We start from the raw sequence: 25,726 nt of genomic DNA, 5'->3' as shown, positions 1-25,726 counted from the left end.
GACAACGTTGCTTCGAGTTCCTTATGGTTGTCAGCTTTCAGCACCAGCTTCGATGGGGGAGGGTAAAAGAATTAAAAAAATTTTACAAAAAGAATCTTTGATGATACCATATGTATCGATTGCGATTCAATTTGTAGCAAAAAACTAAAATTATATATTTTATCGGGAGTGATATGTGATGGCCTTTGCAATAATTATTTCTGTATCCACTACATTATTTTTCTCTTTTATTGAATATATGAGAATGAAACACAGGATGAAATAAGGAGAGGTGCATAATGACTCAACCAGCTGTATATACTGACTCATTAAATAGTGTAGTTAAACGCGACAGTGGATTCATAAAACTCTACTTAATCTTTCCTTTTGCTCTACAAACAATTTTGATAATGTCTTTATCCAATTTCATGAATCCAACAATAGGATTATTTATGAATGTGATATGCACAATAGCAGTTGTAGCTACTTACGTTTTTATATTGGAAAGAACTATGCTGATGTTTATACATCTTTTTGTGCTTATAGTAACTCAAAACTTGACTATTGGAATAGGTATGACGTTCACCAATATTGAAATTGGAAGTGATAGTTTAAAGTTTTTACTAATCAACAAGGAAATATTTGCAATAGTATTTTTGCTGTGTATGCTGATAAGGTATATAAATAAGATAAGGCTGTATAAATACGAATTAACTATACCATTAGTTTTTGGCGTCTCATTTTTGAGCTTTATTATTTCTGACGCCAGTTTTGATGCAAAAGCATACTATCTCAGAACGCTTTTTATTATATTTGTAGCTTACGCTATTGGGCGAATACTGTTCTTCAGTTTTTATAATAAAAAAATCGAATTAAATAGAGTACTATCCTTTGTTAGCTACACAGGGCTTTTAGTTGCCATTATAGGTTTCGGGATGATGATGCTACCTAAATATACCTATATATGGCAAGATTGGTTTAACCTTGGTGTAATTACCGAAACGAAAACAGGAAAATACAGTCCCTATCCAAACTGGTCTACCCCATTGGGATCTTTAATTTTTCCAAGAATGTTTTCAATAATTTTTGACCCCATATGCCTTGGCTACATATTGGCTACTTCGTTACTTTGTTACATTATAAAAGGTAATCGTATGCCTTTTGTAACTCCAATACTTGCAACAGCTTTGTTATTTACCTTGGTTAAGGGCGCAATCGCTATAGTAATAATATCTTTACTTTGGACATTGTTTTTGCGAAATAAAAAAATACCGCCGCTGCCCATCGTATTAACATTTATAGCCGCAACAATAGCGGTATTCTATATACTTCCTTACACAGGTTTTAAATCGAGTCATGATGTACATTTCAATGGTTTCATTGAGCCCATACTTAATTTGCCACAAAATTTAATTGGGGAAGGCTTGGGTAATGGAGGAAACTATTACTCTATGAAGGTTGGTATACCTGCCTGGGAGCTGTCTTACATGGGAACAGAGAGCGTAATTGGTGTTCTTGTTTATCAATTGGGATTGCCTGGCCTTATTCCATATGTATCCTTTTTTATGTTATTGACTAGTAATTTAATGAAACACTCCTATGTTTTAAAATGCAAGGAAAGAATCCTCTATACTTTACTTTCTGGTATAGTCCTTTCAATTTTTTTGGCCGGTATGTTACAAGAGAGTGCATTAGGAATCAATTATACAGGTATACTCATGGCTATTATAGGATTTTATGTTTCAAAGATGAGTCAGAATAAGCAGTATAATCATACACCATGAAGATTATACCAAAGATGAGATCTAAATCGTCTTTGGTATTTTTAATTACCAGATAGAAATTTTTTATCTACCCATGAAGTTTGAAGATCGTCATCGGGTTATAGGAGTCCGGTCAAAAAGTTCCAGTAACAAAGGTGATATAATCGCCGGCAATCCATAATATACGGAACTGTATAATGCCGGAATAAAGTATATATTGATCTTGGGAATGTATCGCCGATGGAACCCCTGGGATTATATGGAAACTCAGATAGGGGACAAGCCGCTTACGAATCTAAAAAGTAAGCAGTTTAATTTACTCACTAAAATAAAAGGCGTTTTTCACAGATAAATTAATAAACGGTACACACTTGAAGTATAAAGATGTGTCGTTTATTAATTTATCAAATGCATTATATAAACCCCCGACCAGTTCCCAGATACTGAACGTTAAAAGCGACTTGGCAGCGTTTCTTTTGATTAGTAACCCTAAAGCTAAGATAATTGAATCCATCATCCTTAGTTACGAAAGCGGGAGAGGAGATGAGTATGCGAGAAGCACTATCGGTAGTCACTGGTGATGATACATTAAATCCTTTGGCGATAATTAGAGTATTCTTCTGAATAAAAGCATCAGAATTATCATCATTTCTAATTAAGGAACAAATATCGAATGAAAGGATTCCTGGTGTCGTAAGTGGCTGCGGAATAAGAGTTTTAATATTTACATCGATAGTTGCTCCATCTTCTATCATTAATCCCTGAGATTGATAGGTGTCTGCAGATCGATTATACCTGGAGAGGGAGCCAGAGCAATTAGTTAATCGTATTGCATTGTTCTCAACTATTCCATTGACAGGACTATCGGAGTAACAGCCTATAAGATCAACTTGACTTAGTGAATCGATATTAAAGCCAGCCAACTTAGGCTCGCTACCCATACCAGATGAGCGACAACCAATTAGTTTTATGTTTTTAGATTTTCTAATTGCAAAGTCATTCTCGTATGCATAGACATTGGATGACTTATATGACCAACAATCAATAAGACTAAATCCGTTAACGGTATCTTGTATTTGCCAACCATTGCGGCCATTCGTATCAGCATAACATGCGGTAAACTGCGAGAAGTCAGCACCCACAAGGTAAAAACCCATTTCTTTATTGTTATACGAGTGAACATGGTATCCAGTTATAGAACCCACACCATTTGAATAAAGTCCGTGAGTATTGAATTCAAGATATACATTTTGCAAATAAAGATCCGGTTTTTGAACTTTAATTCCTGCAATTGATCCTCCCTTGTAATTCCCGAAAAGTACTATTGTTTCAAGTCCATCAACTACTAAAGCGTTTTCTGATTTTCCTTCAACGGTGCAATTTTTTAGTGTAACTCTAAACCCCTGTGTCTTTATCGCGTTTTTAACAGAACCGGAAGTGTTGATTGTCGCATTAATTAATTGGCAATAGTCTGCTTTTAGCGTGACAACATCACCGAGGGAAGTGCTTATTAGTTTAGAATTAGATGCAAAACTAATGATCTGATTGTTAGTACTCACAACTAAATTCGATACCTTATATGACCCGCCTTGACCATGAACATGCTTCCCAGTATCAAGCGCTTTTTGAAAAGGGGTAGTATCGTCTGTTATTCCATCTCTTTTAGCGCCAAACCATTCAGGATATATCTTTTCTACTCGAAAGTCCCCGTTTATTTCCCCACCTAAAGATAAGTCAAAAATCTGATCATTAGTATTGGCATCCCATGATCCATTAATGGTTACAACTGTGTTCAATGAAGGTTTTAATCGAGCATTTCGGTCAAAAATAATTTTCTTTGAGGAGGGAAAGGTGATATTTTGTGTTATTAGGTAGGTTCCTTTTGGAATGAATATGGAATCGGTCGTGTTAACGGCTAAAGCCTTGCGTATAGCTTCAAAATTATTAGAAGATCCTGTCGGATCTGCCTTACCCGTATCTATTATGTTGACTGGATTAACATCTTTATTATTAATCATCTGTTTCACCTCCCTAATTCACTTTATTCAAAAACTGTTCCAAGTGATCTAGGCGAAATATTGATTTCGTTAAAAGAAACTTGCCCTTATCCGGTGGGTTTTTCTTTAGGTTCTTTATCTTTTGGGATGTTTTTTTCGAAGAGGCTAGTTGTTCTAAACTTCTTAATATATATCTGCATTAAATTATGCAAATCTTCTGTTAAGGGAGAAAGTAGATGGGTGTTACCACATCTCAGCTCATCACTTATGACTACGAAACTCAACGAAGCTCTAAATATAAAAGAACCTAAGGATGGTGTAGTTCCTGTTCCTGATGTAAACAAAAATTGTGTAGAAGATATTGCTTCAAATACGTTAAATGAGACTTATTGCTGACATCATTACTTTTAATGTATATTCTGAAGAAGTTGAGCCTTTAGATCATGACCCTAAAACCAGAACATTAATTAAAGATGAAGGGGCAACCCTATCAGTTCTTAATGGGTTCATCGTCTCCAAGCTGCGGTAAGAGCATATCAGTGAACCCTAATGTAGAATTAGAGTTAATACTTTCAATAATTCCATCTTAATGATACAGACACGGCTAAAAAGTATTTTGGTCGAGTTAAAACAGTTAATGTAGTAAAACCAGAGCGAATTAGGGAATTGAAATCTGAAAAACATTCGGATATAGTTGTTAGAGATTTGAAACTAATATTTGATTTTAAAGGAAACATTGCTTCCTCATCTAGAGTAAGTGAAATAGGTGGACAACTCACTACATATGATATTTGTCTTACGCAATTGACGAAACTTTTGCACCTAAAACGAAATATAAGCTAAAGGGGTTTCAGGATGTCTTGTTGATTTCTTTAACTATTTAGTTGTTTCTTTTGTTCGCAGTTGTTAAATAATCCAAATAACTTCAGTTTCACTTATATTAATCACGAATCCCGGCCTGCATTCCCGTTTTCCGATTCAGATGGATTTCCCGGATTATAATTTGGATCAGCTGATCCAAATCTCCGAGCTGATGGCCAAGGAGCGCGATTACATCCTGATGCCCCAGTCGCTCGGGAAGCTCAAGGAGCATCTGCAAAACGAGAAGGAGCAGCGGCTGCATGCGTTCAGCAACGCCCGCTATGTTCGCAATTTGATCGAGAAATCGATCCGCAATCAATCGGTCCGTCTTCTGAATCAGTATGTGACGGGGAACCCCGGCAAGCTGGAGCTGATGACGCTTCGGCCGGAAGACTTCAAATTAAACGGAAAATTACAATGATTTGACGCAGTTTTTCGGCCATAATGAAGAGGTAACGAAGCATTCGTCTCGAAAGGGATGGTTTAGAAGGAGCGAATGCGGGTTGTATATGTTTTAAGGTACGTTATTGTTCAAAGGAGCTGGATATATGGCAAATATAACACATAATACCTCGACCGAGATTGAAGATAAAGCGATATTGGTGAGCTTGGTAACCGATGCGGTGAAGCGCTCGGGCATCAATCCGGAGCATTCGCTGCAGGAGCTGGTACAGCTTGCCGAGACGGCAGGCGTGATCGTGCTGGATGTCATCACGCAAAACCGGGAAACGCCGGATTCGAAATGGTTTATCGGTAAAGGAAAAGTAGAGGAGCTACGCATGGCGGTCGATGGCCTAGGAGCGACTACGGCTATTTTTGACCAGGAGCTCTCCGGAGCGCAGGTACGCAATTTGGAGGAAGCGCTGGATGTGAAGATCATTGATCGGACCCAGCTGATTCTCGATATTTTCGCACAGCGGGCCAAGACGCGAGAGGGCATTATCCAGGTTGAGCTGGCCCAGCTTACCTATTTGCTGCCGCGTCTGTCGGGTCACGGCAAGAACCTGTCGCGCCTTGGGGCAGGGATCGGGACACGAGGACCGGGGGAAACGAAGCTGGAGACGGACCGCCGGCATATCCGCGACCGGATCAGCGATTTGAAGCGCCAGCTGGATGAAGTAACGCGGCACCGCAATCTTCACCGCGAGCGCCGCAAGAAGAGCGGCGCCGTCCAGGTAGCCTTGGTTGGCTATACGAATGCGGGAAAATCCACCCTGCTGAACCGTTTGACCAATGCCGATGTCTACATTGAGAATCAGCTGTTCGCAACGCTCGACCCGACCTCCAGAGTGCTGGAGCTGCCTAGCGGCAAGGAAGTCGTGCTGACCGACACGGTCGGCTTCATTCAGAACCTGCCCCACGATCTGGTAGCGGCATTCCGCGCCACGCTGGAGGAGGCCAATGAAGCGGACTTGATTCTCCATGTGGTCGATGCGTCTTCCACGATGCGGGAGGAGCAGATGGCGGTCGTCCAATCGATACTGGAGGACCTAGGCGCAGCGGATAAACCGCAAATCGTCCTGTTCAATAAGAAGGACGCCTGCCAGCCGGAGCAGCTTGAAATGCTGCCTTCCGGGGACGGCTACTTGAAGATCAGCGCCTACGATGACCAAGATTTGACGAAAGTCCGCGAAACGATCCAGGAGCGTTTATCCGGCGGGAACGTGACGTTCCGGATCCCGGCCGACCGTGGCGATTTGAGCTCGGTTGTGTACCGGGTAGGAGATGTCGTGGAGCAAACTTTTGATGAGTCCGATATTTTGTACGAGGTGAGGATCAACAAGGCCGACTACGAAAAAATGGGATATCTGCTGCAGGATTATGTCCAGCAATGAGCGGCATGGATGCCTGGCGGCAGCGATCGTCCATAAACATGCTTGATGTCTTCTAAGGATACGCCCTGCCGGCGCTGAAACCGCGGATGATTTTAATGTGATTGCTAGATAGAGTAAAGATCGAGAAGGCAAGCGAGGCATGAATCCGAATACGCATTCGATTGCAAGTAGAGCCCCAATCGGGGCTTTATTTGCGGTTTGGCGGAGTTGGCCGACCCATGCTCTTTAAAGAAATACGTTGGACCCGTGATGGAATCAAGGGGAACCGCGGGTGATAAGGCAGGGCGGGCCTGTCCGTGCGGCGTTGTAAGGTGGTCCGCTGCCTTTTGCCTGCGGAGTGAAGTAGAGCGCGCAAACGGATCGAAAGGTCAACGGTCGCAACCACCAGGCGAGATATGTTAAGATGTGAGACATGATGTGTTATAGAGGAGAGAGCTGTACGAGATGGTGAAATTTTCGCAGGACTTAATGGATTTAAGCCAACAGATTGAAATGAACATAGCAGATCGGGTTCGTGAGATCGATCGGATCGTAGACGTTAACCAGTGGAAGGTGATCGATGCATTCCAGAAATACCAGGTGAGCGATTATCACTTCGCGAATTCCACCGGTTATGGATACAATGACCGCGGTCGGGAAGTGCTCGATGAGGTGTATGCGGAAGTATTCGGTGCCGAGTCGGCGCTGGTGCGTCCGCATTTCGCTTCCGGAACCCATACGATATCGGCAGCGTTGTTTGGCGTGCTGCGCCCTGGGGATGAGCTGCTGTATATTACCGGACGTCCCTACGACACGCTGCATAAAGTCATTGGACAAGCGGGCGATGGCACTGGCTCGCTGAGGGATTTCGGCATCGGGTATGGAGAGGTAGCGCTGACTGAAGAAGGCGGCATCGACTGGGAAGGCGTGGAGAAGGCGATTAAACCGGAGACGAAGGTCATCGGTATCCAACGCTCCCGAGGGTATGATTGGCGTTCTTCTTTCACGGTGCCGCAGATTGGCGAGATGGTCAGCCGGCTCAAAGCAATCCGCGAGGATTTGATCGTGTTTGTCGACAACTGTTACGGAGAGTTTACAGAAACGATGGAGCCGACTGAGGTTGGCGCGGATTTGATGGCGGGATCGCTGATCAAAAATCCAGGCGGAGGCATTGCAGAAACCGGCGGGTATATTTGCGGCAAAGAATCCTACGTGGAGCTGGCTGCGTACCGCTTGACCGCCCCCGGCATCGGACGCGAAGTAGGGGCCATGCTCGGAACGACGCGCTCGATGTATCAAGGGCTGTTCCTCGCCCCTTCCACGGTTGGACAGGCGGTGAAAGGAAGCGTATATGCAGCGGCTATGTTCGAAGCGGTAGGCTTCATAACCAAGCCCGGATGGGAGGAGGCGCGGACCGATCTGATCCAAGCGGTGTCGTTTACGAGCCCCGAGCATCTGATCGCTTTCGTGCAAGGCATTCAGAGAGCGGCGGCGGTTGACAGCCATGTCGTGCCTGAGCCGTGGGACATGCCGGGATACGAACATCCGGTGATTATGGCGGCAGGAACCTTTATTCAAGGAGGAAGCCTGGAGTTATCCGCAGACGCGCCGATTCGCGAACCCTATATCGGTTATATGCAAGGCGGCCTAACCTATTCTCATGTCAAATACGGGGTGCTTATGTCACTTCAGCGTATGAAGGACCGTAATCTCTTGTGAGTTATCCTTACATGCGGTTGACGCAGCTGATCAGGAAATGTACAATAGGATCAGAATAGACCACTTGGAAGGTTGATGAGATATGGGTGATGAGATTCGGAGGAATATGGCGCTATTTCCGATCGGCATCGTAATGAAGCTTACGGATTTATCCGCCAGACAAATTCGTTATTATGAACAGCATAATTTGATTGTCCCCGCACGCACATCAGGTAATCAGCGCCTGTTCTCCTTCAATGATGTCGAGCGTCTCCTGGAGATCAAGGCATTGATTGAGAAGGGCGTCAATATCGCCGGCATCAAGCAGGTCATGAACCCTGTCACGAAGGAGTCCGAGGAGGCAACCGTGATTACGGCGGATACGGAGAGCAAACGACGGGAAATGTCGGAGTCTCAGCTTCGGCGTTTACTGAAGCAGGAATTGATTACCGCTAAAAGACCGGGTCAGGTTTCATTGATTCAAGGGGAGTTATCCCGGTTTTTTAATAAATAAAGAAGCTGTTAATTCTTGACCAAGCCATTCATGACAAAGGAGAGGGTAAAGTGAGTTATACCAAAGAGGACATACTACGCATTTGTAAAGAGGAAAATGTTCGTTTTATCCGCTTGCAGTTCACCGATTTGCTCGGGACGATCAAGAACGTTGAAATTCCGCTAAGCCAACTGCCCAAAGCGCTTGATAATAAAATGATGTTTGACGGTTCTTCCATCGAGGGATACGTGCGTATCGAAGAATCCGATATGTATCTGTATCCGGACCTGGATACGTTTATGATTTTCCCATGGGTATCCGAAGATCGCGTTGCCCGTATGATTTGCGACGTGTATTTGCCTGACGGAACGCCATTTGCCGGAGATCCTCGTGGTATACTCAAGAGATGCCTGAAGGAAGCCGAGGAAATGGGCTTCACCTCGATGAATGTCGGCCCAGAGCCGGAGTTCTTCTTGTTCAAGACCGATGAGAAGGGCAATCCGACGATGGAATTGAATGACCAGGGCGGATACTTTGACCTCGCGCCAACGGACCTTGGCGAGAACTGCCGCCGCGATATCGTATTGACCCTGGAAGAGATGGGCTTCGAGATCGAAGCTTCCCACCATGAGGTAGCTCCGGGGCAGCATGAAATCGACTTTAAATATGCGGACGCCGTGAAGGCGGCCGACCAGATTCAAACCTTCAAGCTGGTCGTCAAGACGATTGCCCGCCAGCATGGCCTGATCGCAACGTTTATGCCGAAGCCGATCTTCGGGGTGAACGGTTCCGGTATGCACTGCAACCAGTCGCTCTTCAAAGGTTCGGAGAATGCCTTCGTAGACGAGTCGGATGAGCTCGGCCTGAGCAAGACGGCACGCCATTACATGGCAGGCATCCTGAAGCATGCCCGTGCATTCACGGTGATTACCAACCCGACGGTCAACTCGTATAAGCGTCTTGTACCAGGCTATGAAGCACCTTGTTACGTGGCATGGTCTGCGAGCAACCGGAGCCCGATGATTCGTATTCCGGCTTCCCGCGGGCTGAGCACGCGGATCGAGGTTCGTAACCCGGATCCGGCCGCCAACCCTTACCTGGCCCTTGCAGTTATGCTGAAAGCCGGTCTTGACGGCATCAAGCGCGAGCTGGCACTGCCGGCGCCGATTGACCGCAACATTTATGTGATGAGCGAAGAGGAGCGGATCGAGGAAGGCATACCAAGCCTGCCGGCCGACCTGAAGGAAGCGCTGAATGAGCTGGTCCGCAATGAGGTAATCTGCGAGGCGCTCGGCGACCATGCACTGGCTCACTTCTATGAGTTGAAAGAGATCGAGTGGGACATGTACCGCACGCAAGTTCACCAATGGGAACGCGATCAGTACATCACCATGTATTAATAGAGGAATCCCTTGCGCCGTATGGCGTGGGGGATTTTTTTGTTTGGGGGCAAAATGAGGATTGAGGTCATTTCGAAGGATGTGCCCCCAAAACGCCCCCAGAAAATCTATTTTCGTATTTCTCCATATTGTCTTTCTCCATCTTCTTAGAAATGTGAGCATACACGTCTGAAGTAATTTGAATACTCCCATGACCTAAGCGTTCCTGAACATATTTCATTTCTACACCGGCTTCAAGTAGCATTACTGCATGGGTATGACGAAGTGCATGGATTGGGATGCTCTCAATCCCAGCTCTTTTCAATATTCTTGAAAATGAATTGAACAATGAAGACTTAGGCATGAAATTACCATCATCTCTACAGAGAACAAGGTTTAAATCATGGTGATATAGATCATTAATCGCTAGTTTATTCTGATTCTGATAATTCATGTGGTACCTTAAATCATTTGTTAGTGAGCTACTCATTTTAATTGTTCTTTTAGAGTTGAAGGTTTTTGGGTCACCAAACAGCTCTTCTTTGGTTTTAGCTGTGAAATCAAGTGTTTTGTCAATGGTGATTGTTTGATTCTTAAAGTCTATGTCTGTCCATTGCAAAGCGGCTGCTTCACCTTTTCGCATACCTGTTTCTATCAGAACTTTGAAAAATATCCAATAGATATATCCATACTGATGAGCAGCTTGCAAGAATTTAGGAATATCACTTGATTCAATAAAGTGAATACTTTGTTGTTTTTTTTCTTGGCCTTTAATAGTTACGCCAACACAAGGATTTTTTTCTAATTTCCCCAAAGTTACCGCTTTATCCAAGGCATTATGCATCGTTGCATGGATTAATTCGACAGTCCGTTTACTATAGGATCCTGTTAAAGAATTCAAAAACTCCTGATACATAATCGGCTTGATTTCTCTCAAATTAATCTCTTTGAAATAAGGAATAATATGGTTCTTTATATTATTTTGATGCAAAACCAGAGTGTTTTTTCTAACCGTTCCCTCTTTATATTCTGTCATCCAGCGTTCAAGAAAAGCGGTTAACTTTATATCCTCTGTTTGCTCGTAACCTTCCTTTATACTCATTTCAAAGGCAGCCGCAGCTAGTTGTGCTTCTTTTTTTGTAAGGAATCCTCTTTGTGATTTTTCCTTATACTTCTGTGTGAATGGATCCTTGTATTTAAGTCGATACTCCCAACCAGTACTATGTTTTTTGAAATTTGCCATTACACTCCCTCTCCTCCGAATGTATGTTCTGTTTCGGTGTATGTTAAACCGCATTATGCGGTGAAAGCGCAGAATGATTAATTTTGTTATTCAAATACATTTAAAGGGTCAAGATAAATGACCTTGTCATCTAAACTGATATGTAAACCATATTTGCTTTTGTAGTAATTTAATGCATCCTCCAAAAAATCCTCTGAAATACCCAGCATTTCAGAAAACTCAAATCTATTACGAACCCCATTTCGATAGGCTTCTAGAATAGCAGAAACAGGAACAAGCTTTTCATAGGCCCATCTACGGGCAATTTCTTCTTGCTTCTTATTTTCTATAATTCGTTGATTAAAAATGTTTCCAACAGTTTTATGATAGTGGCCAATTTCTTCAGCGAGAACACATTTTCTCTCGCACTCACTGGTTATGTACTTACTAATCATTATGAATTTTTTGGACCTTGTTTCTAAATATAATCCCTTAAACCTTGAAGGCAAATCAGCGCGATCATCCAGCAAAACATCTATCTCATTTACCAAATCATCGTACGTAATCATAAGGTTTACCTCCTGCTGTTCATCAAGATGGTGAGATTATTTTTCTCTAGATAATGCGATCTTCATAGCAAGTTTTATTTGTTCTATTTCCTGCTCTGATAACGGACCGTCATGACCTATTTGATGGGCAGCTAAAGTAATAATCTCTTCCTCGCTAAGTTTGTTGTTGCTGTCTAACTTTTCAATTTCTCTAAGATCAGTGGTCCCAAATTCGGCCATCTTTTCAAGTTGGTCTGTTGTAATTCCGAGACCTTTGCACACTTTGATTACGTTATCAACCGATGCTTTTCCGACTCCTCTCGATAGCATAGATTGCAGTGTTGTAGCCGGCAACCCGATTTTTTCGGCAAAAGCTCGTCTACTCAAGCCCATTTCTTCGATCAATTTATCTATAATCACAGCTTTCTCCACTTTCAATCCGCCTTCCTAAACTAATATGTATACGAAATTTCGTATACAACCTCATGATACAATATAAATCTTTCCGTGTAAACAGATATTTATACGCAAATTCGTTCAGTTAAATAAATTTATCGTTGACTTTGAACGCAAATGCGTTTATAGTTTGAATCAAGCCGAACGCAATTGCGTTCATCAGCAGGAAGGAGGTGAGTAGGTTGTACAAAAACCTTCGTGCAGAGATGACAAGGAACGATGTGACCATCGGCGATATGGCGAAAGTTTTGGGCGTTAGGTATGCCACTGTCAATGATAAGTTAAATGGGAAGTTTCGGTTTTATTATGACGAGGCATCCAAAATAAAACGTCATTTCTTTCCTAACTGCGATCTTGAATATCTGTTCGATTCCACTAACCAGAACACTGCATGATGTTCTGAGAAAGGAGGAAAAATGGGAGGTCTGGTTACAGTTCAGCTTAATGAAACTGAAGTTTTGAAAATCTACGAAGAAAAAATAGCCGAGATGCTAAAAGACGCTGACAAGGATCTTGTGTTTTGGGATTCAGGGGAACTAACCAAACGGACGTGTATGAGCTGGAGCACGATTCAGAATACATTTTTTTATGACCCGAGATTTGTTAAGAGAAAAATCGGAGGTAAGTGGTACTTTCCAGCACAAGAGACTAGACAGTTTCTTGAAATGTGGATAAGAGAGCAGAGGGCTCGATGAAAGGAGCAATGAAATGAGTCAACTACAACCTATCGAGCATCAAGGTCAAAGAGTTCTTACCACTTCACAACTTGCAGAATCATTCGGAACCGATGCTCGAAGAATCTCGGAGAATTTCGGACGAAACCTTGAGCGTTATAAATCAGGAAAGCACTACTTTGTTTTGTCTGGTAACGAAAAGCGTTCTTTTCTGGACCGTACGCAAATTGCGGATAGTTCGAAAAATGCACAACTCCTGTATCTCTGGACTGAAAAGGGAGCTTGGATGCATGCAAAGTCACTGAACACCGAGCGAGCATGGGAAGCTTACGAAATGCTTGTTGATGATTATTACCGAGTGAAGGAAACGGCAATAGACTTAACCGGCTTAAGCCCTCAACTCCAGCTCCTAATCGCTATGGAACACCGTCAATTACAGATCGAGCAGAAACAGCAGGAACATGAACAGCAGCTTGCAACGATCAAAGAGACGTTCTTGCAACGTGATGATAACTGGAGACAGAAGATCAACGGAATGCTGAACGGTGCCGCTCGGAGATCCGGTAAGAGCTTCCGAGACATCCGGACAGAAAGCTACCAACTGCTCGAAGAACGCGGTAAGTGCCAGCTGAACATCCGGCTGAAGAATCTACAGGATCGTTTAGCTGATACGGGAGCCACCAAAACGAAGATCAACGAAACGAACCGGCTGGACGTGATTGAAGCTGATGCTCGACTGAAAGAGATTTACACGACCATAGTCAAGGAACTGTCGATTGGCACTTTAGTTTAATCCAATGAAATGGAGAGTGGTCCCATGAAAGGCCTCGCTATCCATCCTAGCCATCGTAAATTAGCCGAGATAACATTCTTGAACTTAGACAAGAAAGGCAACTTGATCATTGATGAATTAACGCTTCGAGTGTTAGCGCCGTACCTGATGCAAAATCTTGAGATCATCCGCACCTTAGATGAGCTAAGTAACTTGTCTATGGTAGCTTATACGGCTGGTCAAATGGATTGGTTGCATGATATTTGCGGTGCTATTGATTACATCCAGGACGAAGGTTTCCTGAAGAAAGGAGTAAGCACATGCCGAAACCAGATGAATCCTTGAGAGCTGCTTTTCAAAACTGCATTGATCGTAAATGCACAACCGATCAACTTAAAAGCTTTTTGAATAGATCCCGTACCCAATGGGCCGGAGATACAAAGATGCTTCAGGTCATTGATGAACTTCAAAATCAAATTTAGGAGGGTCGACATGACAAACGAACGCTTAAACCAACGTTTAGCAGCTTACATCCGTCTCAAAGAACTTTACAGAATCAAAGGTCACCAGCACTTGTTGTATGGGGCCGGAAGTGACTTGATCGACAATGAGATTCACCGGTTAGAGAATGAACTTCGACTGAAGGAGTGGCAGCTATGAACCTAGATCGATTCGAACAAGGCCTGCCGGATCCGCAAGAGTCCGAAGTGGTTGACGAGTGCCTTGGGTGTAACGCAGAAATATATGCCGGTCAGGAAGTCGTGCAGTTTGGTGATGGACTATGTTGCAACTATCGGTGCTTAGCAACTGCTATGGGTGCTGTAGTGATTACGGTAGGTGAGGACAAATGAACCTAGGCTACCGCATCAAGGCAAGCGAAGAATACGCCGACATCCAAGCTCTGGCGTTTGTGGGAGGCAGAGTATCAGACGGTCCTTATCCAAAATTCATTTTTAGTAGTGACGCTCAATACGGCACTTACGATGAAATCAGAAGACGGATCAGGGGAGGGGAGAGCCTTGAGGCAATTGCAAAGAGCTATAACATTTCTTGAGGAATTACAGGAGTGTCAGAAGCGTCCAACCAAGTATGGCAGCATTGATGCTCAACAACTTATTGCCGGAATGCTGGATCCTGTTATAGACGATTTGAAGGAGTTGCAGAACGATTTATTAACGAAAAATGACCACAGCTGCAACTGTAGTCATTGAAAGATCATTTTCAAAATTTTCTTACGGTTAAAATAACATATTTTTTAGGAGGTTGTAAAGGGATGAGTTTCGATAATGAACAAGAGATAGATTATTCGAGCTACCTTCCATCAGCGCCGCAAGCACGTTCTGCGGCTGCTGAAATGGTGGCAACGCGCCAAAGTGAACAGGTGAAGGCGGCGTTGTTTTCTGCGAAGCAGTTCCCTCGTGACCAGCAAGCGGCATTTAACCGCATTATGCAAGCTTGCCAACGCAAGAAGTTGGCTGAAGAAGCAGAATATGAGTTTCCGAAAGGCGGATCTAAGGTTAGTGGCCCATCTATCCGACTTGCAGAAGTCATTGCGCAAAACTGGGGGAACATGGAATACGGCGTGATTGAGCTCGAACAGGTCAATGGAGTCTCGAAGATGGAAGCATATGCTTGGGATATCGAAACGAATACACGGCGTTCCATGATCTTTAATGTCAAGCACGAACGGAAAGCAAAAGGGAAACTCAGCAAATTAGACGATCCTCGGGACGTTTACGAGCTTACCGCAAATATGGGGGCCCGTAGGGTGCGTGCTTGTATCCTTGGTGTTATTCCTGGAGATATCGTTGACGCTGCATTAGAGCAGTGCCGGAAGACGCTTAAGGATGGCTATAAAGAACCGTTGGCTGATCGTGTCAGAAATGCCCTTCTCAAGTTCCATGAAAAATACGGTGTAACCAAAGAAATGATTGAGGAGTATTTGGGTTGCAGCCAGGAGTCATTCACGGAAAATGATTTTCTTAGAATTGCAAACATATGGCGTTCGTTGAATGACAACATGGCAAAACGAGAGGATTATTTCAACTTCAAGCCGGTTAAGATCACAACCGCGGCTGAGGAAGAGTTCAAACAATTGCAAGCTCAAGAGACGGGCGGTGAATCTGATGTTCAAACTGGACAATCAAAATTACCACTCGAATGAGGCTAATTTACAATACTGGTCTAACAGCCAGTACAAGGACTTTCTGAGCTGTGAAGCCCAGGCAATGGCAAAGCTTCAGGGGTGGAGTGAACCACCCTCCGATGCCCTTCTGATTGGCTCCTATGTGCATGCATTCTTTGAAAGTCCGGAAGCATTTCAAGAGTTCAAGGATACACATCCGCAGATCATTTCATCAAAAGGACCGACCAAGGGACAACTGAAGGCGGATTATCGTTTTGCAGATCGGATGATACAGACATTGGCTGATGATCCCTTGTGTATGTTTATCCTTCAGGGACAGAAGGAAGTTATCATGACTGCGGAGTTTGCTGGGGCTCAATGGAAAATCAAAATGGATAACTACAATCCAGAACGGCTGCGTTTTTCAGACATTAAGACCGTGCAATCCATTACAAAGGAGACCTGGGACCCTGAAGGCGGTTATGTATCGTTCGTGCAAGCCCAGGGATATGTAACCCAGATGGCGCTATATGCAGAGGTTGAGCGGCGGCAGCATGGCCGTGACGGTTGGATTGAGCCGTATATCGTTGCTGTATCTAAAGAAGATCCACCAGATAAGGCAGTCATCAGCATAAATGCAATGGATGTTGATCGAGAACTGGAATCCATTCAAGCGCGTATGCCTCGACTTATAGAGGTAAAGGCAGGTCGGGAAGAACCAATTCGATGCGAATCATGTCGGTACTGCCGTGAGACAAAACGCCTTAATAAAATCATTCATTATTCCGAGCTTGTGGCTCGTTGAGAAAGAAGGTTTATAGATGCTAAATCGAGTTATCCTGATCGGCAGATTAACCCGGGATCCGGAATTGAGATACACCCCAACAGGGGTTGCAACAACAACATTTACGTTAGCTGTTGATCGGCCTTTTACTAATCAAAGTGGTGAACGTGAGGCTGATTTCCCCCCAGTCGTGACATGGCGGCAGTTGGCTGAGACATGCGCCAACTATTTGCGTAAAGGTCGTCTGACAGCCATAGAAGGCCGCATTCAGACACGTAACTATGAAAACAACGAAGGCAAGCGCGTTTATGTAACGGAAGTTATCGCGGACAATGTGCGTTTCCTTGAATCGAATCGCGAAAACAGACAACCGGATAACCAGAACACCACTCGTAACAATCAAGACCCTTTCAGTGAAGACGGAAAACCAATTGATATATCTGACGATGATCTCCCGTTCTAGGAGGTGTCTGAATGAATGACTTCGGATTTCACCCTGTACCCAAACCAGGGAAGGCTACGAAAGAACGGCGTAACAAGATTCAGACCAAGCAACGGACTAGAAAGAAAGAAGGATCTGAACTCTCCAAAGAACAGGTCAGAGAAGAAGTCAAAAGGCGTGACGGGAACTGGTGCTTGCTAAGTGGCAAGCCCGGTCCCGGCCTTCATCTTCATCGGGTTGTATACAGTGGCATGGGCGGCGGTAACGGAAAGTATGAGGTTTGGAACTGTGTTCTGCTCTCAAATGAGATGCACGCTTTGGTGCACTCCAGTAAACGAACCTGGATGCCAATGTTACTTGAATACTTGACCCTAAAGAAGTTAGGAAAAGATCCTTCCGCTGTCCTTAGAAAAATGCGTGATAAAGCGAAAGAGAGTGAGGGGTGACGAATGGCGCGTCCTCGCAAAGAAGGAATGGATTACTTCCCTCATGATACGGATGCGGTGAATGATACCAAAATTGAAGCGCTGCGGATGCTGTACGGTAATGACGGTTACGCATTTTACTTTATCCTTTTGGAACTCATTTATCGGCAGCCTAATTTTGAGCTAGACGTTTCTGACGCAGAAACCCTCCAGATACTCGCCAAGAAAGTGGAAGTATCACCGGAGAAATTCAGCAATATGATGCAAACTGCGATTAAAAGAGAGTGTTTTGATCCTGTTGCATACCACGAAAGAGGTGTTTTGACATCCGAAGGGGTGAAAAAACGGTCAAAAGTAGTGGTTGATAAGCGTGAGAAGATGCGTAAAAAGTCCAGTAACGGCGCGGAAAACGAGTTATTGCCGGATTCCTGTATAGTTTCTGACGCAGAAACTAGGGAAGAAAGTACACAAAGTAAAAGTAAAAGTAAAAGGAAAGTAAAAGAAAAGATAAATAAAATACACTACGCAGAATTCGTAACTCTTTCTCGGGAGGAATATGACAAACTCATTTCCTCCCACGGGGAAGAGAAGACGAATCGAATGATTGAGATTCTGAACAATTACAAAGGATCAAACGGCAAGAAATATAAGAGTGATTACCTAGCCATTTTAAACTGGGTTGTCAAAAGAGTAGAAGAGGAGGAGCAACGCGGTGAACGTAGACAATCTGAACCTTTCTCCCGAGAACAAACAACTGCTAATCAATACAATGCGAACGGCTCCTACCATTCCAACTCGAACGGTAAGCCGGTCACCAATACAGGGTATGCTTCGGGAGCTAGAGTCCAACCACAGGCAAGCGGAAGTGACAAGGCCCCTTCGAAGTACAACGAGTTTGTTCGCAGATGATCAGTATGAGGGAACATACTGCTGCCTCGGATGCCGCCAAGAGATCACCCGAACCTTTTTCCCCTTCAAAAAGCAATGGGGCCTAAACAAAGCTTGCCCATGCGTCATTGCTGAAAAGGAACGGGAAGAGAAAGAGAATGAGCGCCGATATCGCAGGGGCCAGATGGAACGGGTATTTGCACGGAGCATTATGAACGACAAACTCAAGCAAGCATCGTTTGATAGTTTTGAGCGCCGTACAGGAACGGAAACGGCCCTCTCAGCCGCTTTAGAGTTCGTCAAGGGTTACGACACCCGAGAGACTGGATTGCTCCTCTACGGGCCTCCTGGTAACGGAAAGAGTCATCTAGCCGCAGCTATCCATCATGAGTTAACCCGACAAGGTTATGTATGCCTCTTCCTGGACGTTCCACAGTTGATCGAAATGGCGAAGGGAACCATGAAAAACAACTCAAAGATATCGATCACTGACATCGTTTCTGGGGCCGTATCTTGCGACCTGCTAACACTGGATGAATTGGGGGCCGGGAGCCTAACAGAGTTTGAATACAAGGATCTATTGTTCCCGATCATCAACGGGCGGCAGGGGAAAATCACAAACTTCACATCAAACCTTGATTTAGACCGACTGGAAGACTGGCTGCTCTACGACAAGTACGGAAATATAGTGGATGAACAAGGACGATTATTTGACCGGATCCTAGGTTGCACGGACATTTACGAAAATACAGCCACATCAAAGCGCCGAGAGGATGCTTTGCGGCGAATGAATGGGGGATAAGTGAATGAACGTCATGGAGAGAAAGAAAGATGTTGAACTCATTGAAATCATAATGAACTGTGAACTTGACTTTGACTGTAGGAAGCATGCGGCTATGGAAGCAATAAAACGCCTGGGAGTGAGTGCGGAATGGGTCGTAAGCAAAAGAATCATGAGCCAGTGATGGATGAAATATTTGGAGCTTGGGAATGGCACATATTCCAGCACTTACAAAGCGCTGATCGGATGATTGCCAAGGCTTCAGAGGAAGCGACAATGTTTGGTGTACCGGCTCCTTACCGCAAAGAATATATCCGAAACAAGATAGTCGATATGATCGATCAAATAGCTGAACGGCGTGAAGGTGAAGGAAACAACAAACCAAGTTTATGGCGGGTGAGCGTATGAAAAAGGTATTTGAAAAAGGCCAACCATACAGACCGGCTGCAATCGTCGACAAAGTCAAAAAAGGTGAGCCTACAGTTCTGATAATACGGGGAAAACGCTATGTACTAGACCATAAAGATAGGGGACGGGCGAAATGACAAGATACATTGGAATCGATCCAAGCGGCGAAACGGGAGTTGTGATCTTGGATCGGAACGGGAATTACCTGGATGGTTTCGAAATTGCTCCAGATACCAATGACAAGACAGTCAAGATATGCGAGATTGTAGAAACCATATTCGACAACTTGGAACTTGGTGACGTGATAGCGATTGAAGGATTCAGTTTCGGATCTAAGGGCAAAGGAATCGACTTTCAATTTGGTTTAGGCCATGCAATCAGACTTGAACTATACCGGCAGAACATGAAATGGATTGAAGTCACTCCGACTCAGGTAAAGAAATTCGCAACCGGCAAAGGAACAACCAAGAAAGAAAACATGATTCTCCCAATAAATCGACTGTGGGGGTTCGAACACGAATCTAACAACGTACGAGATGCGTTTGTTTTGGCCCAGGTTGCGCGATCTGTCCATAACGGATTAACTCTGACTGAGTACCAACAGGACGTAATAGAGGCGATTTTAGGCCCATCAGAGAGCAAGCGAAAAAGAGCATAAGAGCCAATAGCAATTATTTCGTACCCTGTTACACCCATCAAACCAAACTGGTGTTCCAGTGAATACAAATTATGGAGGTAAAACATGCGAGTAAAAAAGTTGCACCCTGATGCAGTTATCCCTAAATATGCAAAGCCCGGAGATAGTGGATTTGATCTGGTGGCGGTAGAAGATGTTCATATCCTGCCGGGAGAAACAACAAAAGTTAAGACTGGATTAGCCTTCGAGATTCCAGAAGGGTTTGAAATGCAAATACGGCCCCGGTCGGGCGTGACTTCAATAACAAAGCTTCGTGTTCAGCTCGGAACTATTGATGCCGGTTATCGTGGTGAGGTGTCTGTGATTGTCGATAACATATCCCAATGCGAAGAAGGTCATTGCATAGGAATTGACGGTAAAACAATCTATCTTCGTTTGGGTGGAGAAAAGGTTGATCAGCCAGAAGGGAATTATCTAATCCGCAAAGGTGACCGGATAGCACAAGGTGTAATTGCTCCAGTAACTCACACAACATTCGAAGAGGCAGATGAACTAGGAGAAACAGAACGCGGCACAGGCGGCTTTGGCAGCACCGGCTATTAACCCATTAACCCCCAAAGGAGCGATAAAGGATGGAACTTGAACAATTCATCGAAATGCTGGACGAAAAAATATTCGAATTAATGGACCAACTTCGAGAAGAACACGGAGCTTCAAACTTGGTAATCAAGCAAGAAAGTGATTACAGCACAGGGAAGATTCGAATTGACATATTCGACAAAGATCAGTCTTAACCCCCATACCCCATATAAGGAGAGATAACGGATGGAACTAACAATAACAGAAGAACAAGTTGCTGCCATCGTAGAAAAAGAAATAATCGAGCGCATTGATAAGAATTTGACCCTTTTGCTCAAGAAAAAATACATGAACTATCAATACCTCGGAGAGATTTTCGAACGGACCCTCGAGAACGTATTGGAAAAGAGATTGACACAGATGTTTAGCGATAAGCAAATCAAAGAGCTGGTCACTTCGGAAAATGTTTCTAAGGTGCTTGCAGAAAAGTTAATCAAAACAGTGTCAGAGGACCTTGTAGATCGACTATTGGAGGGAAGATAACATGAAAGTTTGCATAGAAAACAACCTGTATCTGGAATCGGATGGACAGCAATTCATCATAAAGGAATATACCGGCAAGCAATCGGTAAGCGAAGGCGGCAAAACAACGGACATTTATAAAACGATCGGCTATTTCCCAACCATCCGCAGCGCATTGAACAAGCTGGTAAAGATGAAAGTCATGGATAGCACTGCTCAGACGCTCGGACAGCTTCTACAAGAGGTTGAAGGAATCCGGCAATACATTGAATCCAAAGTAACGGTATAGGGGCTGTATAAGCCCCACAATAGCCCATAAGGAGAGATAACAAATGCACGAACCAAAAGCACAAGCGCTTAACGCAACCACAGTTGCTCTATTCAATAATGGAACAATCACAATCATAGAAGCTCAACAGGAATACGAAGGTGAACAGGGCGCGGTTGTTCCGGCGAAATCAATTTGGCTTAACAAATATCACGCTCAACTACTGAGAGACTTTCTGAACGAACAATTTCCAATGGAGGGCAGATAACAATGAGCGAACAGAACAAGATAGACGAGATAAAAGACAGATTGCGGAAGGCACCGGTTGGAAGTGGCTACTACGAGGATGTTTCATACCTATTACAAGAGATCGAACGCCTACAAGGAGAAGTAGTGTTCTGGAAGGTAGCAGCTGAGAACCAAAAGGATAACAACATGAAACTGATCTCTGTAATCCATGACAAAGATGAAAAGGCTCGCGAAGCAATCAAGATATGGGAAACGGCGACTCCAGAAGATGACTTTGACGATATCATGCATGCAGTAATTGACGAGATAAAAGACTCTTTAGCCCTATAAACCCAAGGAGGGATAAGACGGAATGAAACACGTAGTCATGTACTCCGGTGGAGTTGGTAGCTGGGCAGCAGCTAAGAGAGTAATAGAACAGCACGGAACGGAAGACACCATCCTGTTGTTTACAGATACAAAGATTGAAGACGAGGACCTTTACCGGTTCCTCAACGAAACGGCTGTAAAAATGGGCGTGGACCTCGTTTGGTTAGAGGATGGGCGCGACCCTTGGCAAGTATTTAAAGACGTTAGATGGATCGGTAACAGCCGCATAGCCCAGTGCTCTCATTTACTCAAACAGAAAGTGTCCAGGGAATGGGTAGAGGCGAATTTTAAGCCTGATGAAGTGGTCTTATATGTCGGTATTGACTGGACAGAGATACACCGCCTTCCCTCCATCGAGAAGAACTGGAAGCCGTACACATTAAAAGCACCAATGACCGAATCACCGTATTGGGATAAGCAAGAAATGCTGAGAGCGCTAAAACGTGATGGAATCCGAAGACCACGGCTCTATGATATGGGATTTGCGCATAACAACTGCGGCGGTTTCTGTGTTCGTGCTGGACAAGGACATTTTATAAATCTGCTGCAAAACAAACGGGACTTATACCTTTATCACGAATCAAAAGAGCTTGAAATGCAAGAGTACCTAGGCCGCACAGATATATCCATCCTCACACGAACGGTAAACGGTAAAGAAGAGACGCTAACCCTCCGGCAATTGCGAGAAGAATGGGAATCTGGACTAGGCAATCAAATCGACTTACTTGATATTGGCGGCTGCGGATGCTTTGCATTTGACGCTTAACAAAGGAGCATAACCATGGATCGTTATCTAACAAAATGCTGCTGGGCCGAAACCGAATCAACCCGAGACGATGGCGGCAATCCGGAATCCTATTACTGCACAAGATGCCGGCGCATTGAGCCCGAAATGGAACTCGTCGAATTTTGCCCTTATTGCAACAGACCGGGAATGCACTGTACGTGCCCTTAATCGATGGCGGCTATGCCAAACCAAAGGAGAGAATACGATGCCAAACCATGTTACGAACAAAGTAAAAATCATAGGTACAACTGAGCAAGTAAATGAAGTGCTTGAATTCATCAAGAATGACGAATTGGGTATTGGGACGATTGATTTTAATAAAATCACACCTATGCCTAAATGGGTGTATGGTAATTCACCTGATGTATTTGGAATTAGTTTGGCAGACGAAAGAAGATGGGGAGAAGAGAATACTGTTCTAGGTTGGGCTAGGCTTAACTGGGGAACTAAGTGGAATGCTTACGAACAACCTGACAAACGAAACGGCGGAGGAATTATTTATTTCAACACAGCATGGAACGGCGTACCTGACCTTATTCGAAAAATAGCTTGGATTTTCCCGGAAATTGAAATCGAATATAGCTTTGCAGACGAAGACTTAGGCAGCAGTAATTGCGGCATCTATAGATTTAAATACGACAAGGTACAAGAATTTGCTAACTACCCATCCCAAAGTAAAGAGGCCTACGAACTTGCATTTAATCTTGTTCATGGGGGTATTCCTGATTACTACGTTTTTGATCCTGATACAAACACTTATGAGTACAAAGAAGATTAATTGGCCGAAGGCCTCCGATTCGACCGCAATACCCAGTGAAACGGGGGCCGTATAAGGCCCTTCAGGTTATCCCTTTAGAGAGGAAGAAGAGAAGATATGAATAGACAACAGTTGCAGGATGACTATGTGAGACGATGGGGAAATGCTCAAAAGTGTGAATCATGCGGTTTCGTTCTGGCTTATGGGCCATTTGATAAAATCCATAAATGCTGTGGCAAGGCAATGCAACCAGTCAAGGAGGTAACCCATGAATAACCAAGTAAAGCTAATAGATGCTGATAAGCTTATGAAATGGCTGGAGGAAAGCCCAGAAGCCGCTAAGTTTTGGCTTACACAAGTTGAACCTATTGAAAAATATGATTTGATCGAGGATGCAATAGGGATGGGCAAGTTTGACCCCGACACCCCACCAGTACCCACCATAGGATGCTCAGAATGCGATTACAAAGGCTATTTTGAATACGAGACTGGAGTGGTAGACGAGGGAACACAGATCAAAGAGATCGCAAAAGAGCCGTGTGACTGCGTTATTGATCGGGTACCCACCATTAAGCCGGGAGATACCAGAAACGCAGAAAAGATACTCGACGGAGTACTTAGAGAAATAGATAAACTGAAGCTACGCACCATAAACCCAGCAGCATTTAAGAGGGTCATGGACATTATCAATGGGGAGGTAGTGGAATGAGTAGAGACTGGCAGCTAGACATGGAACGTTGCAAGGACTTTACATCAATGGAGAGTAAAAGCGTGTACATCAAAGCGCTAGAATACTGGCTCCAACAATACGCAGCCACCAAAGAAGAACTAGCCAAGATCAACTGTGACTATTATGCAGATAAGCAAAGGTTTGTGGTACAGCGTAGAGAGTTGGAAGAGAGCAAGGCACGGGAAAAGAAGTTGCGTAGTGCAATACAAACCGTGCTAGAAATGGAAAGTTTAAATATTGAACAGATGGAAAATGACCCTAAGGGCGTTTACAATGCCGCAATGTGGTTTCTCTCAGGCATTATGGATTCCCTTTATCCAAAGGAGGAAACCAACCCAGCAGTATTAGAGGATATCAACCTCCCAGGGGAGGAAACAACCGAATGAATACGGAAAAATTCAGCACACTTATGTATGCACTGACAAAGATCGCTGCACGTGATAGTTTCATGGAATTCTTGGAAAATTGGGATATCACAGAAGAAGAGTACAACAGCATTCGTGACTACTTGAAAGAAAAATACGGCGTTAAAACATACGTTTGATGGTCAAGGAGGAATAACAGTGACACCTAACACCGTAAAAGCACAAAGCTATTGGGTCTGGACTCAAAAGGCCGAGGAAGCCGATCCTAAGCGTCATAGAGCCGGGGAAAGGGTTTGGCCCCACTATGAGAAGGAAGCACCAGCAAGATGGCTAGAAGACGGTCTAATATGTGACTCTACTGAAGTGGTGAAGGAAGGGCAAACGGACTTATTTGATTATATAAAGGGGTGAGTACATTGGAAGACCTGTTAAAGCTTTATAAAGAGGCAAGAGCCAAGCTAATGAAAGCTAAAGAGCTGCCTATGGATGAAGAAGACAAAAAGCTAATCAACAGCATGCTTTCCGATGTGCAATTTGCAATTGACTGGCTCCATAAGGGGCATAATCCAGGACCAAGGAGGGGCATACATCGCAGATCAGGCCGACAACGCACCATTACAGTAGATCCGCTACATATGCAGTCATATGCGCAGCCAGCGGCCTGTGGTAGCCCGACAACCTTATCCGACTTCGAACGGTTCCAGATAGATGATGCCTTAAGTACGTTATCAGAGAGAGAAAAGCAAGCATATATTCTCCATTTTGGATTGTGCTTCAGCATGAGACAGGTTGCCTTAGAGATGGGGATCACAAAAGGCGCAGTACAGACCATGCTTGAGAGAGCAGAGAAAAAGATACTGGACAATAAAGCAAATAGCCTATTCCTTGTGGGATAGGCTTATAGTAATGTAAATAGGTAAATGGTATTATATACCTAAAAGTAGGAGGTGCTGT

General features: G+C 44.0%; 33 protein-coding genes and 2 pseudogenes. 31 read left to right on the top strand and 4 right to left on the bottom strand.

Going from position 1 to position 25,726, the window contains the following annotated elements:
• Positions 1–278 precede the first annotated feature (278 nt).
• Positions 279–1,763, top strand: coding sequence for a hypothetical protein (locus BBD41_RS03440; protein WP_099476730.1), 1,485 nt, complete (start codon positions 279–281; stop codon positions 1,761–1,763).
• A gap of 392 nt (positions 1,764–2,155) precedes the next feature.
• Here the strand turns inward: BBD41_RS03440 and BBD41_RS03435 are convergent, their stop codons facing one another.
• Positions 2,156–3,760 (bottom strand): hypothetical protein, encoded by a 1,605-nt coding sequence (locus BBD41_RS03435; RefSeq protein WP_099476729.1) that lies wholly within the window; start codon positions 3,758–3,760, stop codon positions 2,156–2,158.
• Positions 3,761–4,679: 919 nt separating this feature from the next.
• Between BBD41_RS03435 and BBD41_RS03430 the strand changes: the two are divergent.
• The 5 genes and pseudogenes from BBD41_RS03430 to glnA all read left to right on the top strand — a co-directional run.
• Positions 4,680–5,021, top strand: a pseudogene (locus tag BBD41_RS03430) (AAA family ATPase); the annotation flags it as partial.
• A 127-nt stretch (positions 5,022–5,148) separates the two neighbouring features.
• Entirely contained in the window at positions 5,149–6,435 is a 1,287-nt protein-coding gene (hflX, locus tag BBD41_RS03425; RefSeq protein WP_099476728.1) for a GTPase HflX, read from the top strand.
• 444 nt (positions 6,436–6,879) lie between these two features.
• Complete coding sequence (locus tag BBD41_RS03420) at positions 6,880–8,133, top strand: methionine gamma-lyase family protein (RefSeq protein ID WP_099476727.1); 1,254 nt, start codon at positions 6,880–6,882, stop codon at positions 8,131–8,133.
• A gap of 82 nt (positions 8,134–8,215) precedes the next feature.
• Positions 8,216–8,626 carry a MerR family transcriptional regulator gene (locus tag BBD41_RS03415; RefSeq protein WP_007129961.1) on the top strand — a complete coding sequence of 137 codons (411 nt, stop codon included), beginning with the start codon at positions 8,216–8,218 and terminating at the stop codon, positions 8,624–8,626.
• Between the two features lie 50 nt (positions 8,627–8,676).
• Entirely contained in the window at positions 8,677–10,005 is a 1,329-nt protein-coding gene (gene glnA / locus BBD41_RS03410; protein WP_077565554.1) for a type I glutamate--ammonia ligase, read from the top strand.
• Positions 10,006–10,072: 67 nt separating this feature from the next.
• On the opposite strand, the gene BBD41_RS03405 is transcribed toward glnA, so the two are convergent.
• From BBD41_RS03405 to BBD41_RS30545, 3 genes and pseudogenes are all read right to left on the bottom strand, one after another.
• Positions 10,073–11,227, bottom strand: coding sequence for a site-specific integrase (locus BBD41_RS03405; RefSeq protein WP_099476726.1), 1,155 nt, complete (start codon positions 11,225–11,227; stop codon positions 10,073–10,075).
• 86 nt (positions 11,228–11,313) lie between these two features.
• A complete protein-coding gene (locus tag BBD41_RS03400) occupies positions 11,314–11,775 on the bottom strand; it encodes an ImmA/IrrE family metallo-endopeptidase (protein WP_237087006.1) in 462 nt (153 codons plus the stop codon).
• Between the two features lie 213 nt (positions 11,776–11,988).
• Positions 11,989–12,147 (bottom strand): annotated as a pseudogene (locus tag BBD41_RS30545) (helix-turn-helix domain-containing protein); the annotation flags it as partial.
• Positions 12,148–12,626: 479 nt separating this feature from the next.
• On the opposite strand from BBD41_RS30545, the gene BBD41_RS03385 reads away from it, so the two are divergent.
• The 25 genes from BBD41_RS03385 (at position 12,627) to BBD41_RS03270 (ending at position 25,668) form a co-directional block, all read left to right on the top strand.
• Positions 12,627–12,905, top strand: a complete 279-nt coding sequence (locus tag BBD41_RS03385) for a group-specific protein (RefSeq protein WP_418304243.1) — start codon at positions 12,627–12,629, stop codon at positions 12,903–12,905.
• Between the two features lie 13 nt (positions 12,906–12,918).
• Complete coding sequence (locus BBD41_RS03380) at positions 12,919–13,677, top strand: ORF6N domain-containing protein (protein ID WP_099476724.1); 759 nt, start codon at positions 12,919–12,921, stop codon at positions 13,675–13,677.
• A gap of 24 nt (positions 13,678–13,701) precedes the next feature.
• A complete protein-coding gene (locus BBD41_RS03375) occupies positions 13,702–14,001 on the top strand; it encodes a DUF7667 family protein (protein WP_099476723.1) in 300 nt (99 codons plus the stop codon).
• A 147-nt stretch (positions 14,002–14,148) separates the two neighbouring features.
• A complete protein-coding gene (locus BBD41_RS29730; RefSeq protein ID WP_157929269.1) occupies positions 14,149–14,316 on the top strand; it encodes a hypothetical protein in 168 nt (55 codons plus the stop codon).
• A 359-nt stretch (positions 14,317–14,675) separates the two neighbouring features.
• On the top strand, positions 14,676–14,867 hold the full coding sequence (locus BBD41_RS29725; protein WP_157929268.1) for a hypothetical protein: 192 nt from the start codon (positions 14,676–14,678) through the stop codon (positions 14,865–14,867).
• Positions 14,868–14,929: 62 nt separating this feature from the next.
• Positions 14,930–15,820: a hypothetical protein gene (locus BBD41_RS03360; RefSeq protein WP_099476720.1), complete on the top strand. Its 891-nt coding sequence runs from the start codon at positions 14,930–14,932 to the stop codon at positions 15,818–15,820.
• Complete coding sequence (locus BBD41_RS03355) at positions 15,783–16,586, top strand: PD-(D/E)XK nuclease-like domain-containing protein (protein WP_099476719.1); 804 nt, start codon at positions 15,783–15,785, stop codon at positions 16,584–16,586. The genes BBD41_RS03360 and BBD41_RS03355 overlap by 38 nt, the downstream gene beginning before the upstream one ends.
• 16 nt (positions 16,587–16,602) lie before the next feature.
• Positions 16,603–17,028 (top strand): single-stranded DNA-binding protein, encoded by a 426-nt coding sequence (ssb, locus tag BBD41_RS03350; protein ID WP_099476718.1) that lies wholly within the window; start codon positions 16,603–16,605, stop codon positions 17,026–17,028.
• A gap of 11 nt (positions 17,029–17,039) precedes the next feature.
• Complete coding sequence (locus tag BBD41_RS03345) at positions 17,040–17,453, top strand: hypothetical protein (RefSeq protein ID WP_099476717.1); 414 nt, start codon at positions 17,040–17,042, stop codon at positions 17,451–17,453.
• A 3-nt stretch (positions 17,454–17,456) separates the two neighbouring features.
• A complete protein-coding gene (locus BBD41_RS03340; protein WP_099476716.1) occupies positions 17,457–18,341 on the top strand; it encodes a DUF4373 domain-containing protein in 885 nt (294 codons plus the stop codon).
• Entirely contained in the window at positions 18,328–19,122 is a 795-nt protein-coding gene (locus tag BBD41_RS03335; RefSeq protein ID WP_157929267.1) for an ATP-binding protein, read from the top strand. The genes BBD41_RS03340 and BBD41_RS03335 overlap by 14 nt, the downstream gene beginning before the upstream one ends.
• A gap of 129 nt (positions 19,123–19,251) precedes the next feature.
• Complete coding sequence (locus BBD41_RS03330; protein ID WP_157929266.1) at positions 19,252–19,509, top strand: hypothetical protein; 258 nt, start codon at positions 19,252–19,254, stop codon at positions 19,507–19,509.
• Between the two features lie 133 nt (positions 19,510–19,642).
• Positions 19,643–20,167 (top strand): crossover junction endodeoxyribonuclease RuvC, encoded by a 525-nt coding sequence (locus BBD41_RS03325; RefSeq protein ID WP_099476713.1) that lies wholly within the window; start codon positions 19,643–19,645, stop codon positions 20,165–20,167.
• A gap of 84 nt (positions 20,168–20,251) precedes the next feature.
• Entirely contained in the window at positions 20,252–20,749 is a 498-nt protein-coding gene (locus BBD41_RS03320) for a dUTP diphosphatase (protein WP_099476712.1), read from the top strand.
• Positions 20,750–20,778: 29 nt separating this feature from the next.
• Positions 20,779–20,940: a hypothetical protein gene (locus tag BBD41_RS29720; protein ID WP_157929265.1), complete on the top strand. Its 162-nt coding sequence runs from the start codon at positions 20,779–20,781 to the stop codon at positions 20,938–20,940.
• A gap of 31 nt (positions 20,941–20,971) precedes the next feature.
• A complete protein-coding gene (locus BBD41_RS03315) occupies positions 20,972–21,268 on the top strand; it encodes a hypothetical protein (protein ID WP_099476711.1) in 297 nt (98 codons plus the stop codon).
• A gap of 1 nt (position 21,269) precedes the next feature.
• Complete coding sequence (locus BBD41_RS03310; protein WP_099476710.1) at positions 21,270–21,536, top strand: hypothetical protein; 267 nt, start codon at positions 21,270–21,272, stop codon at positions 21,534–21,536.
• 43 nt (positions 21,537–21,579) lie between these two features.
• The gene (locus BBD41_RS03305) at positions 21,580–21,783 is read left to right on the top strand and encodes a hypothetical protein (protein ID WP_099476709.1); all 204 of its coding nucleotides are present in this window, start codon (positions 21,580–21,582) and stop codon (positions 21,781–21,783) included.
• 2 nt (positions 21,784–21,785) lie between these two features.
• Positions 21,786–22,094: a hypothetical protein gene (locus tag BBD41_RS03300; RefSeq protein WP_099476708.1), complete on the top strand. Its 309-nt coding sequence runs from the start codon at positions 21,786–21,788 to the stop codon at positions 22,092–22,094.
• A 22-nt stretch (positions 22,095–22,116) separates the two neighbouring features.
• On the top strand, positions 22,117–22,899 hold the full coding sequence (locus BBD41_RS03295; RefSeq protein WP_099476707.1) for a hypothetical protein: 783 nt from the start codon (positions 22,117–22,119) through the stop codon (positions 22,897–22,899).
• Positions 22,900–23,125: 226 nt separating this feature from the next.
• Entirely contained in the window at positions 23,126–23,698 is a 573-nt protein-coding gene (locus BBD41_RS03290) for a DUF1281 family ferredoxin-like fold protein (RefSeq protein WP_099476706.1), read from the top strand.
• 247 nt (positions 23,699–23,945) lie between these two features.
• A complete protein-coding gene (locus BBD41_RS03285) occupies positions 23,946–24,386 on the top strand; it encodes a hypothetical protein (protein ID WP_099476705.1) in 441 nt (146 codons plus the stop codon).
• The gene (locus BBD41_RS03280; RefSeq protein ID WP_099476704.1) at positions 24,383–24,793 is read left to right on the top strand and encodes a hypothetical protein; all 411 of its coding nucleotides are present in this window, start codon (positions 24,383–24,385) and stop codon (positions 24,791–24,793) included. The genes BBD41_RS03285 and BBD41_RS03280 overlap by 4 nt, the downstream gene beginning before the upstream one ends.
• Positions 24,790–24,951 (top strand): hypothetical protein, encoded by a 162-nt coding sequence (locus BBD41_RS29715; protein WP_157929264.1) that lies wholly within the window; start codon positions 24,790–24,792, stop codon positions 24,949–24,951. The genes BBD41_RS03280 and BBD41_RS29715 overlap by 4 nt, the downstream gene beginning before the upstream one ends.
• Before the next feature lie 237 nt (positions 24,952–25,188).
• Positions 25,189–25,668, top strand: coding sequence for a sigma factor-like helix-turn-helix DNA-binding protein (locus BBD41_RS03270; protein WP_099476702.1), 480 nt, complete (start codon positions 25,189–25,191; stop codon positions 25,666–25,668).
• Positions 25,669–25,726: the final 58 nt, after the last annotated feature.

The sequence above is a fragment of the Paenibacillus ihbetae genome, assembly GCF_002741055.1.
GTDB classification, from domain to species: Bacteria; Bacillota; Bacilli; order Paenibacillales; family Paenibacillaceae; genus Paenibacillus_AQ; species Paenibacillus_AQ ihbetae.
The sequence above is the reverse complement of the archived record's forward strand: the minus strand, read 5'-3'. Positions and strand labels throughout refer to the sequence as shown.

Bases quoted from the DNA above. Each gene is read 5' to 3' on its own strand.
- BBD41_RS03440 (WP_099476730.1), top strand. From the start codon at position 279: ATGACTCAACCAGCTGTATATACTGACTCATTAAATAGTGTAGTTAAA.
- BBD41_RS03435 (WP_099476729.1), bottom strand. From the start codon at position 3,760: ATGATTAATAATAAAGATGTTAATCCAGTCAACATAATAGATACGGGT.
- hflX (WP_099476728.1), top strand. From the start codon at position 5,149: ATGGCAAATATAACACATAATACCTCGACCGAGATTGAAGATAAAGCG.
- BBD41_RS03420 (WP_099476727.1), top strand. From the start codon at position 6,880: ATGGTGAAATTTTCGCAGGACTTAATGGATTTAAGCCAACAGATTGAA.
- BBD41_RS03415 (WP_007129961.1), top strand. From the start codon at position 8,216: ATGGGTGATGAGATTCGGAGGAATATGGCGCTATTTCCGATCGGCATC.
- BBD41_RS03405 (WP_099476726.1), bottom strand. From the start codon at position 11,227: ATGGCAAATTTCAAAAAACATAGTACTGGTTGGGAGTATCGACTTAAA.
- BBD41_RS03400 (WP_237087006.1), bottom strand. From the start codon at position 11,775: ATGATTACGTACGATGATTTGGTAAATGAGATAGATGTTTTGCTGGAT.
- BBD41_RS03385 (WP_418304243.1), top strand. From the start codon at position 12,627: ATGGGAGGTCTGGTTACAGTTCAGCTTAATGAAACTGAAGTTTTGAAA.
- BBD41_RS03380 (WP_099476724.1), top strand. From the start codon at position 12,919: ATGAGTCAACTACAACCTATCGAGCATCAAGGTCAAAGAGTTCTTACC.
- BBD41_RS03375 (WP_099476723.1), top strand. From the start codon at position 13,702: ATGAAAGGCCTCGCTATCCATCCTAGCCATCGTAAATTAGCCGAGATA.
- BBD41_RS29730 (WP_157929269.1), top strand. From the start codon at position 14,149: ATGACAAACGAACGCTTAAACCAACGTTTAGCAGCTTACATCCGTCTC.
- BBD41_RS03360 (WP_099476720.1), top strand. From the start codon at position 14,930: ATGAGTTTCGATAATGAACAAGAGATAGATTATTCGAGCTACCTTCCA.
- BBD41_RS03355 (WP_099476719.1), top strand. From the start codon at position 15,783: ATGTTCAAACTGGACAATCAAAATTACCACTCGAATGAGGCTAATTTA.
- ssb (WP_099476718.1), top strand. From the start codon at position 16,603: ATGCTAAATCGAGTTATCCTGATCGGCAGATTAACCCGGGATCCGGAA.
- BBD41_RS03345 (WP_099476717.1), top strand. From the start codon at position 17,040: ATGAATGACTTCGGATTTCACCCTGTACCCAAACCAGGGAAGGCTACG.
- BBD41_RS03340 (WP_099476716.1), top strand. From the start codon at position 17,457: ATGGCGCGTCCTCGCAAAGAAGGAATGGATTACTTCCCTCATGATACG.
- BBD41_RS03330 (WP_157929266.1), top strand. From the start codon at position 19,252: ATGGGTCGTAAGCAAAAGAATCATGAGCCAGTGATGGATGAAATATTT.
- BBD41_RS03325 (WP_099476713.1), top strand. From the start codon at position 19,643: ATGACAAGATACATTGGAATCGATCCAAGCGGCGAAACGGGAGTTGTG.
- BBD41_RS03320 (WP_099476712.1), top strand. From the start codon at position 20,252: ATGCGAGTAAAAAAGTTGCACCCTGATGCAGTTATCCCTAAATATGCA.
- BBD41_RS29720 (WP_157929265.1), top strand. From the start codon at position 20,779: ATGGAACTTGAACAATTCATCGAAATGCTGGACGAAAAAATATTCGAA.
- BBD41_RS03315 (WP_099476711.1), top strand. From the start codon at position 20,972: ATGGAACTAACAATAACAGAAGAACAAGTTGCTGCCATCGTAGAAAAA.
- BBD41_RS03310 (WP_099476710.1), top strand. From the start codon at position 21,270: ATGAAAGTTTGCATAGAAAACAACCTGTATCTGGAATCGGATGGACAG.
- BBD41_RS03305 (WP_099476709.1), top strand. From the start codon at position 21,580: ATGCACGAACCAAAAGCACAAGCGCTTAACGCAACCACAGTTGCTCTA.
- BBD41_RS03300 (WP_099476708.1), top strand. From the start codon at position 21,786: ATGAGCGAACAGAACAAGATAGACGAGATAAAAGACAGATTGCGGAAG.
- BBD41_RS03295 (WP_099476707.1), top strand. From the start codon at position 22,117: ATGAAACACGTAGTCATGTACTCCGGTGGAGTTGGTAGCTGGGCAGCA.
- BBD41_RS03290 (WP_099476706.1), top strand. From the start codon at position 23,126: ATGCCAAACCATGTTACGAACAAAGTAAAAATCATAGGTACAACTGAG.
- BBD41_RS03285 (WP_099476705.1), top strand. From the start codon at position 23,946: ATGAATAACCAAGTAAAGCTAATAGATGCTGATAAGCTTATGAAATGG.
- BBD41_RS03280 (WP_099476704.1), top strand. From the start codon at position 24,383: ATGAGTAGAGACTGGCAGCTAGACATGGAACGTTGCAAGGACTTTACA.
- BBD41_RS29715 (WP_157929264.1), top strand. From the start codon at position 24,790: ATGAATACGGAAAAATTCAGCACACTTATGTATGCACTGACAAAGATC.